This is a genomic window from Acerihabitans arboris, assembly GCF_010131535.1.
In the GTDB taxonomy this organism is placed as follows: Bacteria; Pseudomonadota; Gammaproteobacteria; order Enterobacterales; family Enterobacteriaceae; genus Acerihabitans; species Acerihabitans arboris.
Map to the genome: position 1 here is coordinate 1 of NZ_WUBS01000004.1, position 12734 is coordinate 12734.

11 protein-coding genes are annotated in these 12734 nt (G+C 53.3%); 3 read left to right on the forward strand and 8 right to left on the reverse strand.

All coding sequences use genetic code 11. The features are described 5' to 3' along the window. The coding region (locus GRH90_RS06165; protein WP_218586225.1) for a fibronectin type III domain-containing protein at nt 1-802 on the forward strand (802 nt) is incomplete at its 5' end. Between the two features lie 659 nt (nt 803-1461). Here the strand turns inward: GRH90_RS06165 and GRH90_RS06170 are convergent. From GRH90_RS06170 to GRH90_RS06200, 7 genes are all read right to left on the reverse strand, one after another. Continuing rightward, the gene (locus tag GRH90_RS06170; RefSeq protein ID WP_162365077.1) at nt 1462-1776 is read right to left on the reverse strand and encodes a hypothetical protein; all 315 of its coding nucleotides are present in this window, start codon (nt 1774-1776) and stop codon (nt 1462-1464) included. A gap of 366 nt (nt 1777-2142) precedes the next feature. Further along, nucleotides 2143-2850 (reverse strand): RES family NAD+ phosphorylase, encoded by a 708-nt coding sequence (locus GRH90_RS06175; protein WP_218586226.1) that lies wholly within the window; start codon nt 2848-2850, stop codon nt 2143-2145. Further along, nucleotides 2850-3254, reverse strand: a complete 405-nt coding sequence (locus GRH90_RS06180) for an antitoxin Xre-like helix-turn-helix domain-containing protein (RefSeq protein WP_162365079.1) — start codon at nt 3252-3254, stop codon at nt 2850-2852. The genes GRH90_RS06175 and GRH90_RS06180 overlap by 1 nt, the downstream gene beginning before the upstream one ends. 80 nt (nt 3255-3334) lie before the next feature. Next, nucleotides 3335-6580: a hypothetical protein gene (locus GRH90_RS06185; protein ID WP_162365080.1), complete on the reverse strand. Its 3246-nt coding sequence runs from the start codon at nt 6578-6580 to the stop codon at nt 3335-3337. Nucleotides 6581-6823: 243 nt separating this feature from the next. Further along, nucleotides 6824-7600 carry a trans-aconitate 2-methyltransferase gene (gene tam, locus GRH90_RS06190; protein ID WP_162365081.1) on the reverse strand — a complete coding sequence of 259 codons (777 nt, stop codon included), beginning with the start codon at nt 7598-7600 and terminating at the stop codon, nt 6824-6826. Nucleotides 7601-7617: 17 nt separating this feature from the next. Further along, nucleotides 7618-8184, reverse strand: a complete 567-nt coding sequence (smrA, locus tag GRH90_RS06195; protein WP_162365082.1) for a DNA endonuclease SmrA — start codon at nt 8182-8184, stop codon at nt 7618-7620. A gap of 126 nt (nt 8185-8310) precedes the next feature. After that, nucleotides 8311-9219 carry an L-lactate dehydrogenase gene (locus GRH90_RS06200; RefSeq protein WP_162365083.1) on the reverse strand — a complete coding sequence of 303 codons (909 nt, stop codon included), beginning with the start codon at nt 9217-9219 and terminating at the stop codon, nt 8311-8313. A gap of 208 nt (nt 9220-9427) precedes the next feature. Here GRH90_RS06200 and fnr point away from each other — a divergent pair, with 208 nt between their 5' ends. Continuing rightward, complete coding sequence (fnr, locus tag GRH90_RS06205) at nt 9428-10180, forward strand: fumarate/nitrate reduction transcriptional regulator Fnr (protein ID WP_162365380.1); 753 nt, start codon at nt 9428-9430, stop codon at nt 10178-10180. Nucleotides 10181-10320: 140 nt separating this feature from the next. After that, entirely contained in the window at nt 10321-11274 is a 954-nt protein-coding gene (uspE, locus tag GRH90_RS06210; RefSeq protein WP_162365084.1) for a universal stress protein UspE, read from the forward strand. Between the two features lie 66 nt (nt 11275-11340). Here uspE and pntB read toward each other — a convergent pair whose 3' ends face one another. Beyond that, nucleotides 11341-12729, reverse strand: a complete 1389-nt coding sequence (gene pntB / locus GRH90_RS06215) for a Re/Si-specific NAD(P)(+) transhydrogenase subunit beta (protein ID WP_162365085.1) — start codon at nt 12727-12729, stop codon at nt 11341-11343. Nucleotides 12730-12734 lie beyond the last annotated feature (5 nt).

Below are 12734 nucleotides of genomic sequence, written 5' to 3' on the forward strand. Positions count from 1 at the left end.
AACGCCTGGAACAACCTATCGCTTCTATATCGTGTCGGAAGGGTTAGACGGGCAGTTCGGTTTGAATGCCAGCAATGAAATTACCCCGACCACCGCCGCTCTCGCCCGTCCGCCCTCGCCGGTGAATCTGCGCACCACGGCGGTTGCCGCCGGTTCGGTCACCTTGCAATGGGACTATGGCACCGACGGTACGGAGCCTGTGTCCTACTTCAGCTTGTATCAAAACGGCGCATTCCTTACCAATATAACCGGATACACCCTCACCTTGAGTACCTTAACCCCCGGCCTGCTGTATGATTTTTTTATCATATCCGTCGCCGCCAATGGTCAAACCAGCGCCACAAGCAGCAATACGCTCGAAGTGATCATCGGGACTGCGCCGGCGCTGCCGCCCGCCGCGCCCCTCAGCGCGAGCTATCAATTTGTCAACGCCACCACGGCTCAGCTGAATATCATCCCCGGCGGCGGTGGCGGCGTGGTGAACGGCTTCGCCGCGCTGGAACTCAATAGCCAGGCCTGGTTTTTTTCTCCCGGCGCGAACGCGTCGATCCGGGTGGATTACCTCATCCCCGGCCAAAGCTATTATTTCCTGGTATTTGCCGTGGGCCGCGATGGGCAGCGCAGCGCCGGATATGCTCAGGCCAGCTTTACGCAGCCGCAGGGGGTAATTTCATCTCCAGATTATCCCAATCCGGCACCCGGTGATATACAACAGCCGGACGGGTACCCAGCGTTGCCTTTTAATCCGCAGCATCAAGCGCATGGGTACGATGGCTATGGACCCGTTCAGTATCCATGGTGAATGAAGCAGGGCTTGCCATGCCGTTATCGCTGCCCTATTTACGGGCAGCAATACCAGCAGGTTCCGCCTGCATGTCTATTCCGGATTTGAATACCGGCACGGGCTTTTGCGATTATCCAATGGCTGATCGAGTGTAAGTTTGTATTCTTTCACTTCACTTCCACCTGTATATTACACTTACATCTCGTGGATATGCTTTATTTTATCAAAAAATAACATGCTATATTAAGCAATTGACAGCCTGTTAATAAATGAGGCATATTTAGTTAAACCAGACAAGCACAAGGCTGATTTATAATATATTTAATCGTCTATTTAAACCATATAAAAATGGAATGACTATATTTTTGATTAATTATTTAATAATTAACCAATATTAATCTAATGCTTCAGCTGGCAGCAGTTATTTTTTCAACACCAGGCAATAATAAAATTTGCGATCGATGACAAACGTCTTGAGAGTTTTTAGCATTATGTGTCATAACACGTGGTATTTATTTGGCATTTTACTTTAAAGATAAATCTGCAATATTAAATTGTGATTTATTTATATTCCTTTATTGGCTTTAAATAAAAAATGATATTACAACCGCGCGCTTAAGCGCCAATGCATTGAATGTCGAGGATTTTTATAATGACAAATCCAAATGATTCATATTTCAATCCGTCAAATCCAGGATATTATCCACCGCGGCCGCCGTATTATCCACCGCGCCCCGGATGCTATCCGCCGCCGCCTCCGTCTTACTACCCGCCACGGCCGCCCTATTATCAGCCGCGCCCCGGATGCTTCCCGCCGCCTCCGCCGCCCTACTACCCGCCGTGGCCGCCGTATTATCCACCGCGCCCCGGATGCTATCCGCCGCCTCCGCCTCCTTACTACCCGCCGCGGCCGCCCTATTATCCGCCGCGCCCCGGATGCTTCCTACCGCCTCCGCCGCCCTACTACCCGCCGCGGCCGCCTTATTATCCACCGCGCCCCGGATGCTATCCGCCGCCTCCGCCTCCTTACTACCCGCCGCGCCCGAATTGCGGAGACCACAGAGGACCACAATGGTAAAAGCGGCTATTTAAATATTTAATCACTGCCGCCCGATTTCCGGGCGGCATTTTCTAGATTATTTTTAAATAGCCATAAGTTAAATATTCATAAATTTCACTATTAGTTTTAATTCATACCGATGCGCATGAGTCTTTGCCTAAATTGTATTACTTTGTTTGAGGATACAAATAGGGCTGTCAGTTACCCAGGCAGCGCGGGCTGATAAAAATTACAGGATGTTTGCCGGGCGGCACCAGCCATTTTAGGCAAACAGCGCCTCTTCCGGTTAGGAACAGGTTTACTTTAGCGCCTGCGCTGAAACAATATGGTCTATCTTGCTGATTTTTCTTCCATCCCAGATAAATTCATAATGCGCGCTTTGCTGCACGCTTTTCACGCCTTTAGGGGTGAATAAACCCCAGCAGGTGGATCCGGGCCTGCGGACCGACCGGTAGCGCAGCCCCGCCCAGCCGGTTGCTTTTAAACTCAAGCCCAACGTCCTGGCGGCGTTATAGCTGTGGGGATCGTAGATGGGATGGGACAACGGCAATATTAAAGCATCTTTTGCCGGTTCGGCGTCAAAGATAAACACCAGGCTGCGCATCACCATCCGATCATATTTCAGCCCTTCTATTCGCTGCAAGTACTGTTGCTGATGATAGGCCACCTCCGCCAGGGCGGTGGCCATTTCGTCGGCAATATAGAGCATGCCGAAAGTACCGTCGGAAAAACGGCTGCCCAGCGGATTGACATGGGTAAACGGCGCCACCGCGTAGGAACAGCCGGCAATGCCGAAAGGTATATCGGCGGCAGGCAAATACGCCAGCTCCCCGGCACTGTTTTTTAGCCTGGGATTGGTCAGGGCCTGGAGCTCATACAGGGCTTCAAACTCTTCGGCATCGGCGACATCATCAAACAGCGTAATAGGAGGATATTTGGAATTGATCAGGCGATAGCCGCGCTGTTGTGGCAGGTTTAAAACCGGCAGCGCCGTGGCGTCGGTCATTACCATTGGCCACCGCGCAGCGCATCAAGTTGTTTATGTACCTCATATAAGGTGCCGAAATGGCCGGTGCTGAGCAGTTCAAGCGGCCTGCGTCCGTTGAAGTATGGATTATGATTATTGAGCGACATAAAGCCGTACACATTTTCAGGATTTTCAAACAGGGTGCGCAACGAGGCGTGGATATTTAGCAAGTAGCTCAGCCGCTCCAGCTGATCGTTGGTTAACTGCGCCGCGGCCGGATCCTTTTTAAATTTATAATACGACGCCTTGGATATCTGCAAAATGGCCTGGGCCTGCTCCGGCGTGCAGCCCCACTTTTCCAGAAGGGTCATGACGGTTTTAAGCCCGATGGCGGCGGCATGTTTCTTCTCGCTGGTGAGCGGTAATTTTTGCGGTAATGCCATGGCTGGCCCTCCGTCGTTGCATTGGTATTATTATGGACTAAATTTAATTAATAGTCCATTCTAAGACTTGGCCTGGACGGCTACATCAACAAATCGGGCATAATATTCAAAGATGAGGTCAGTCGATAAGGGAAAACATCGTTATCCCGATACTCAAACCTGATGGTATCAAGCGAGGCGGTATAGGTAATTTCGTTCCTGTCCGCCACAGTCAAAATCGTGCAAGGCACGGTGCCAACGCGGGATACCAGGGTATTTTGCCGGACCAGCTGGATATCGTTAAGTTGGAACAAGGGATTGGTTCCCGCTCTTTCCAGGCTGCATCGATCGGAAAGCAACTCTAGGCGCTTAACGGCACGGCTATACTCGTTTGCGCCCCCCAGTTGGATAATGTCGAGGGCGGCGATAAATTCCCGGCAAATCTGCCTGAGCACCTTTTTTTGGATTTTATAGGTCGCGATGGCCATTACCCCGGAGCGTTTCCCCAGGCTGTCCCTGCTGCTCCTGGCGGCATAGTCTTCCACGGCGCGGATAAAGTCATACGCGCGATGGCGGCGTTCCTTCACCTGGCTATTGGCGGCACCCGGGCTTTGCGCTTTTTCCGCCAGAAATTCTGCCAGGGTGGTGTTAAGCGTCCAGGGACGGATGGTCTTTTTCCATCGGCGATAAAACGGTTTGGGCGGTTTGGCAAAAATATCAATTTTTGCGGCCTTAAATTGCCTTAACAGCAGCAGGTTCTGTTTATAGTCGCCTAAGGACAGGACAAAAGTGCCGATTTCCTGCCCTTGCTTCACCGTTTGGTAACCATGGCAGCGATCGAATGCATTTTTTATGTTCTTACTCAGGGCTCGAACCATGTCGCCTACGTCTCCCGGCAATTCCGGCAATTGTTTTAATAATCCGGAGACCGCATAATCGAGTTCATTGACCATCAGGTTAAACGCCAGCTCCGCATCCTGCCCCGTTGCCATTGCAGCCTCTTTATTACTCCTGGAAAACAAAGGCTCCGATTCAATTTTTAGGGTTGCATTGTCCAGACGATAATTTCTGAGCCAGGCATTGCGGGTGATGGGCAGCGTCTGTTTTGACTCTTCGGTTAAGGGTAACGGAAAACACAGCAGGGTATCGTCCCGGTACGGTATGGACGCCATGGCTATTGGCATGATCTTGCTCTCCTGATAAGAAAACAATGACATGCCAAGATAGTTCTGATTATAGGTGACAGCGTTTTGTTGCGCGGGTATGCCGGCAAAATAGGTCAATACTTCATCGTCTTGCCGGTTGATATCGAAGAAATTTACCGCGCCGCCGATGCCCGACGCGGTGCGTGGCAATACCATGAACGTGCCGGGATTGGCCATAAAGCCAACCTGCGCCCGGATCTCGCTTTTGGCTTCCAATAGCAGCGTGGCCCCCACGCCTTTACTGGTTTTCTTTATGGCCTGTCGGGTTAAATTCACGATAAGCTTGTTCTTGTCCCCTGGATTGAAAATCGCCTCCAGCAGGTCGCTTATATGATCCCAGGCAATATCAAAACTAAAATTGACTTCCCGATTAAGGTTCGCCATCAGGATAAAATTGGCTTCCAAGGGCATTATTGTTCCATAATCAATCCTGTTAAAAGTCACTAATTTGCAGCGATCTTCCAAACCCTGGCCGGTGCCTAAGATGGAAACTAATGATTTATAATTGATTTTGGTATAGTTGAATTTTATATTCCCTTTATCATTCTTGGTAAAGGTCAAAGAGTGACTCTTGTTAATCCGGGCCAGGATGCCGGCGAACCAACCGGGCCTGAAAGGCAAACCGGCCATCGCCACCCCCAGGAAACATGACGCGTCGAACAAACTATTCAAGGAGACAGAATCATTCTTATTTAACAAAGACAAGGTATATTTAATTTTTTCACTGATATTCGCCTGGACGCTGAGATACGGCGTAGCCGAATCGAGCAGGTTATTCATTCGGTTACTATCGGCAAAATTATTTATTTCAGTAAATTCTGGTGAAAATGCCTGCGGCTGCCCGCGGTCAATGACGTTATCCCGGTTTTTCTTGACGCTTGCCGTTATGATTTGCGCCAGGCTTTGCATACCGGGGTCCACCGCCTGCGCAACCGCGATGGCGGCAAGGCGGGCATTCCCCTGGTGGGAAAATGTTCTTGCACGCTTAAAGTTAATGCGAAAATTATCAACCGTTTTTGCCAGTAATGGGATCCGCCGGCTGCTGAAGTTACCCCAGCGCCTGCTGGAAAAAGGCTGGCCGGAAACTACCCGTTCAAAGGGATCGGTTGCCGTGCCTGAATAAAAATTTTGTGGCGGCTTATGGCTTAAATGCCTGACTTTTAAATTGATCCTATCCACATAGTTAGGATCCAGGTAGAAAATCTTTATGTTGCCATGATCTTCCACCGTTAATTTGATCATATTCAGCATTTTTGTAGCGGATGAAATTTTCTCCTGGCGGGATAGCGGTAGCCTGAGTTTTTTTAGCATGGTGCCCCGCTGCGCCTCATCCTGCTGTTCCGCGGATGACACCAGATAAATATCGCCCTCTTTAAATATAAATGCAACATTAGCGCCGTCATGACATTTGAAGCGCAGCTTATCCGGGGCCGGTACCCTGGGCGGCAATTTCCCAAGCGAGACGGCGATCATAAATGAATCATCAAAATTCGCATCCACATCAAGGATTTTCCGCATACCGGCGGCGCGTAATTTTATGTCATAATACTCGTTTTCATCTTTCGTTTTTCCTATCAAAAGACCATCATCATTGATGAAAAGACTTTCAAATTTCAGGTGGTTGTATTCATTTAAATCAACCTGTGCCACATGGAATTTTTTAACGCCATGGATTGCCTGCCAGCCGCTTTTAAACAAATCTTTCTGCTTCCCTTTCACCAGCAGTAGCCCGCCCTCCCGATCAAGCGTAATACCCTGCTGTAAAAAAGGACCATTATGCACCGAGCCGCCATAAACATAATGGGTGGCGTCAATCACATAATCTAAATCCACAACATGATACCTGAGCATGGTTTTTATATGAATAGTTTCAGGCTTGCCGCCAATATCGGGCATCGCTACACTGCGGCGAAGAGTGAATGTCGATAAAGGGGGCCAGGCGTCCTGTATTTTATCCAGGTCATTCAAGGAATCAGGGAAAGAAGCATGACGCAGTGACAATTTCTCCCCGACACTTCTGGCGTTTTGAAAATTGCGCCGTAGCGTTGATTTTTTTGACAAACAAAATTTTATAGAAAACGAATCGGATATATCTTCAACATTATCCTTATAACAAGGATATGCCTTATCTGCGACTTTCATAACCCTCCTTTTGTTAAGATTTATTATTAACCGACTCTATTAGTATCGCAAGGAAACTTTATATTGACAACTTTACTGTTCCCGTTGCAATTATCGGTGTTTATGTTCAAAAGGACTAATGAAATAACTTGGGCCGGCATCCCACTATTGCATTGTTTTTGCCATTTAACCGTATGCGACATCGCAACTTGGGCGGTAAAAGGCCCTAGTTGATTTTAGCGGCAAACGTCAATGCAGGTAGAGCTATACGGCTTTCCCGGCGACGATAAACAGACGCGGGAATGCCAGCAGAACGGTTCCGCCGGCGCGCGCGGGATAAGCGTCTTGCAGTGCCTGGCGGTAACGCGTGATAAAAGTGGAACGCAGGTCCTCGTCCAGCCGTTCGACAAAAGGCCGCAGGCCCGTGGCGCGTACCCATTCAACAATCGCGTCCGCCGAGGGCATAACATGGAAATAGGTGGTGCGCCAGATATCCACGGATTCAGCATCGGGCGCCAGCAGATCATAGTATTGCTCCGCGCTTAGCACTTTCACCCTGACCGCGGCCGTGTCGCCGATATGCTGTCGCCACGGCGCTTCCCCGGCGATACGCCGCATTTCCCGGTGGCTTGGTTCTTCACGGTTATCCGGCATCTGCACCGCCAGGCATCCCCCCGGGGCAGTCAGGGAAAACAGCCGGGGAAACAATGTCTGGTGGTCCGGCACCCACTGCAGCGAGGCGTTGGCATAAATAATGTCCTGCGCCGCGGCCGGCCGCCAGGTGGCGATATCGTCCCGACTGAACCGGCACTGCGGCAGGCGTTGGCGCGCGCTGTCAAGCATGGCGGCCGAGCTGTCGATACCGGCGACCACGGCCTGCGCGAACCGCTCCTGCAGTCCCTGGGTGGAATTGCCGGGGCCGCACCCGAGATCGGTTATCCGCGCAGGCGACGTCAGCGGAATGCGTGACAGCAGCTCCAGCGCCGGGCGGGTTCTTTCCGCCTCGAATTGACGGTAAAGTTCGGGATTCCAATCTGGCATGACGCTGTCCTCATAGATTAACGCCCGCGCCGGGCAAGCCGCTCACGATTTTCGTCGCGGGCGATGGCGGATTTTTTCAGCGCGACATAACAGGCGCCGCCGCCGCCGTGAAAGGTTTGCGCGCTGCAGAACGCCTGCACCTGGTCAAACTGCGCCAGCCAGCGCGCCACGAAGCTGCGCACGATATTGGCATGACTGTCGTTATTACGCCCTTTGCCGTGGATAATCAATACCGTGCGCACGCTCTCGCGGCTTAGACGCTGCATAAACGCGAACAAATCGCGGCGGCAGGTTTCCACGGGCGCGCGTGTCAGGTTGAGCGTGGCCTCGATGGGATATCGGCCGCCGCGCAGTTTATCCAGCACGCCTTGCTGTATGCCGTCACGCTTATAGCACAGGGGAAGATCAAGCGGGATCGCGTCATGCAGGGCGGTGATGAGAAAATTATCGGCAACGGCGATATCTTCGGTCCGGCGGAAGGTCCGCGCGGACTTGTGCTGCAAAAAGACCGCCTTGGCCGGATCCTTTAGCGGTTTGACATCGTCCATGGCCTTTTTGAACAGTTCTTTATCATTCCAGGTCATCGTTGTCACTCGCGCTTATCAGGGCGATGCCGGCGTCGCCCTTTTGTTGGTTGGCAACTCATCAAGAACAGTACTGTTTGACTATAGCCCGACTCCAGAATTATTTCATTGCTGCAGCGCCGGCCGTCAGAGCGAGGATAACGCGCGGCCGATTACCCCGGCCGACGCGGCGTAGGCCAGCCGTTCCTCGGGAGCCAGCGTCACCGGCAGCACCCGCACGATACCTTCGGCGCCGACGATGGCCGGTTGCCCGATGTACACCGCTTCCCGCCGATCCCACGCCGACACCGGGAACACGGTCCGGGCATCCGACAGCACCGCGTCGACCAGCCGCGCCGTGGCGGTGCCGATGCCAAAACTGGTCCAGCCCTTGCCCAGCAGGATTTCCCAGCCGCCCGCGCGCACCTGATTCTTCATTGCCGCCAGATCGGGCCGTTTATCGCTTTCCCATGCGCTGACCAGGCATCCGCCGATGCGCACGGTGCTCCAGGCGACAAACTGGGATTCGCCATGCTCGCCCATCACATAACCGCTGACGCTTTTAGGATCCACCCCGAAGAACTCGCCGACCACCCTTTTCATGCGCGCGGTATCAAGCGATGTGCCGGTGCCGAACACCCTGGACGCCGGCAGGCCGCTTTCCCGCTGGATCACGGCGGTTATCACGTCGCAGGGGTTGGTGATATTGATAATGACCCCGTCAAAACCGCCCGCCATGATCTGCGGCACCACCCGCCTGACCGTGGCGCTGGTTTCCAGCAGTTCCTCCATGCGGTCCTCGCGCAGCAGCGTGGTCGGCCCCACCGCCATCACCACCACCTGCGCCTGTTGCAACGCGGCATAATCATTGACGACGATATGCACCCTGGAGGCCACCAGCGACGCCATATCGCGCAATTCCAGGCCCTGGCTGCGCGCCTTGGCTTCATTATGATCAATCAAGACGATTTGGTCGCACAATCCCTGGGTCACCAGGGAAAATGCCGTATCGGCCCCCACGTGGCCCGCGCCGATAATGCCCACTGTCCGCTTCATAGCTGTCGTCCCCTGATGTTGAACGTGTTTTGCCGTGGTGTTTTTTTTAACCTTACACCTTTTAAAATGCAAAACCCACCGTCAAAACGCGCCCGCGCGCGCGGATCTTTTAGCTAAATGTGCAGCAAGGGCGTTGGACACTTTATCAACGACACCAATTGATGGTAAAATTGACCCAAATCAAGTAATGCATGAGCGGCGAGATATGATCATTCAGGAAAAGCGTATTATCAGACGAATCCAGTCTGGCGGTTGTGCGATCCACTGTCAGGATTGTAGTATCAGCCAATTATGTATTCCTTTTACCCTTAATGAGCACGAGCTGGACCAGCTCGACAATATCATCGAGCGTAAAAAACCGATCCAGAAAGGCCAGGCGCTGTTCAAGGCCGGCGACGAACTGAAGTCGCTTTACGCCATCCGTTCAGGCACCATCAAAAGCTATACCATCACCGAGCAGGGCGACGAGCAGATTACCGGCTTCCACCTGGCGGGCGATCTGGTCGGTTTTGACGCCATCGGCGCGGGCCAGCACCCAAGCTTCGCCCAGGCGCTGGAAACCTCGATGGTCTGTGAAATCCCCTTTGAAACCCTTGATGATTTATCAGGCAAGATGCCCAATCTGCGCCAGCAGATGATGCGGCTGATGAGCGGCGAGATTAAAGGCGACCAGGACATGATCCTGCTGCTGTCCAAAAAGAACGCCGAGGAACGCCTGGCGGCCTTTGTCTACAACCTGTCGCGCCGTTTTGCCCAACGCGGCTTCTCGCCGCGCGAGTTTCGCCTGACCATGACCCGGGGCGATATCGGCAACTATCTCGGCCTGACGGTCGAAACCATCAGCCGCCTGTTGGGCCGTTTCCAGAAAAGCGGCATGCTCGCGGTGAAAGGTAAATATATTACCATCGAGGACGGCGAAGCCCTGTCCGAGCTGGCTGGCACACCGCAAAAAGTGTGTTGATACAACCAGTTCAACCTCCGGCCGGGGATATAAGTTTTGATTTTATTGATCCGGCAACACTTCTCTTCTGTCCGTCAATGTCCCAATGAGTTACTCTTATTTTAACATTCTGTGGTTTTGCAGAAATGAGGAGTCTCTTAATGGCCAAGTATCGTAATCTGTTAGTTGCAATCGATCCTAACCAGGATGATCAACCCGCCCTGCGCCGGGCAGTGTATCTGGTGCATCAGCTGGGCGGTTCCATCAAAGCCTTTCTGCCCATCTATGATTTTTCCTACGAAATGACCACGCTGCTTTCCCCCGATGAACGCACCGCGATGCGCCAGGGCGTGATCAGCCAGCGTACCGCGTGGATTGAGGAGCAGTGCCAGCACTACCTGAGCAGCGGCGTACCCATCGAGATCAAGGTGGTTTGGCATAATCGTCCATTCGAGGCCATCATCCAGGAAGTCATCGCCCATCAACATGATCTGGTGCTGAAAATGGCCCATCAGCACGATCGTTTTGAATCCGTTATCTTTACCCCCACCGATTGGCATCTGCTGCGTAAATGTCCGTGCCCGGTCTGGATGGTGAAGGATCAACCCTGGCCCGAAGGCGGCAAGGCGCTGGTGGCGGTCAATCTCTCCGGCGAGGAGCCTTATCACGATCCGCTGAATGTCAAGCTGGTCACCGAAACCCTGGCCCTGGCGAAACAGGTCAACCAGACCGAAGTCCATCTGGTGGGGGCTTACCCGGTCACCCCCATCAATATCGCCATCGAACTGCCGGATTTCGATCCCAGCGTCTATAACGACGCCATTCGCGGCCAGCATTTAATCGCCATGAAAAGCCTGCGGCAGAAATTCCAGCTGGATGAAAAATTTACCCATGTGGAAAAAGGCCTGCCGGAGGAAGTGATCCCCGATTTGGCCGAGCATCTGGATGCCGGGGTGGTGGTATTGGGCAGCATCGGGCGCACCGGATTTTCCGCGGCGTTTATCGGCAACACCACCGAATTGGTGATCGACCATCTGAAATGCGATTTGCTGGCGATTAAGCCGGACGACTATGTCTCGCCGGTAACGCTGGAAGGCGGCGACAGGTACGAATAAAAAAGCCCTGGATAATATCCGGGGCTGTGTTTGAAGACCAACCCGCGCCAGCGGGTTGGCCGGAATTCAGAGCGCGCGTAAAATCGCCTCGACGCTGGCCTTGGCGTCGCCAAACAGCATCTGGGTATTTTCCTTGAAAAACAGCGGATTTTGCACGCCGGCGTAGCCGGTGTTCATCGAACGTTTGAACACGATTACGTTCTGCGCTTTCCAGACTTCCAGCACCGGCATGCCCGCGATGGGACTGCGCGGATCTTCCTGCGCCGCCGGGTTGACGGTATCATTGGCGCCGATCACCAGCACGGTATCGGTGCTGCTGAAATCCTCGTTAATCTCATCCATTTCCAATACCACGTCGTAAGGCACCTTGGCCTCGGCCAGCAGCACGTTCATATGACCGGGCAAGCGCCCAGCCACCGGATGGATGCCGAAACGCACCTTGATGCCGCGGGCAATCAGCCTGGCGGTAATGTCATGCACCGGATACTGCGCCTGCGCCACCGCCATGCCGTAGCCGGGGGTGATGATAACGGTGCTGGAGCCTTTCAACAGCTCGGCAACGTCTTCCGCCGTGGTTTCGCGGTATTCGCCCATTTCGGTTTCTTCACCGCCGCCGGAGCCGTCGGTGCCGAACCCGCCGGCTATCACGCTCAGGAACGAACGGTTCATGGCTTTGCACATAATATAGGACAGTATCGCCCCCGATGAACCCACCAGGGCGCCGGTCACGATCAGCAAATCGTTGCTGAGCATAAAGCCGGCCGCCGCCGCCGCCCATCCCGAGTAGGAGTTGAGCATCGACACCACCACCGGCATATCGGCGCCGCCGATGGAGGCCACCAGATGCCAGCCGAACACCAGGGCGATAATGGTCATCAGCAGCAGCGCGATGGATTGCAGGGCGACGCTGTCGGTCCTGACAAACAGCACCAGCAGCAGGAACGACACCACCAGGGCGGCCAGATTCATATGATGGCGGTAAGGCAACATCAGCGGACGCGAGGAAATCTTGCCGCGCAGTTTGCCAAACGCCACAATCGAACCGGTAAAAGTGACCGCGCCGATAAAGATGCCCAGAAAGACCTCGGTCAGATGGATATTTTCCATTACCGGGTTGAGGATGTCGCCGTGATCCAGGTAGCTGTTGAAACCCACCAGCACCGCGGCCAGGCCGACAAAGCTGTGCAGGATGGCCACCAGCTCCGGCATCTCGGTCATTTCAACCTTACGCGCCAGGTAAACCCCGATGCTGCCGCCGATCACCATGGCGACGATTATCCAGCCGATATTGCCGGCATGGGGGCCAAAAATCGTGGCGATAAGCGCAATCGCCATGCCGCTGACACCAAACAGATTGCCCTGCCTTGAGCTCTCGTGCTTGGACAACCCCGCCAGGCTGAAAATAAATAAAATAGCGGCAACTATATATGCCGCCGTCACTAATCCTTCAGACATGGGTT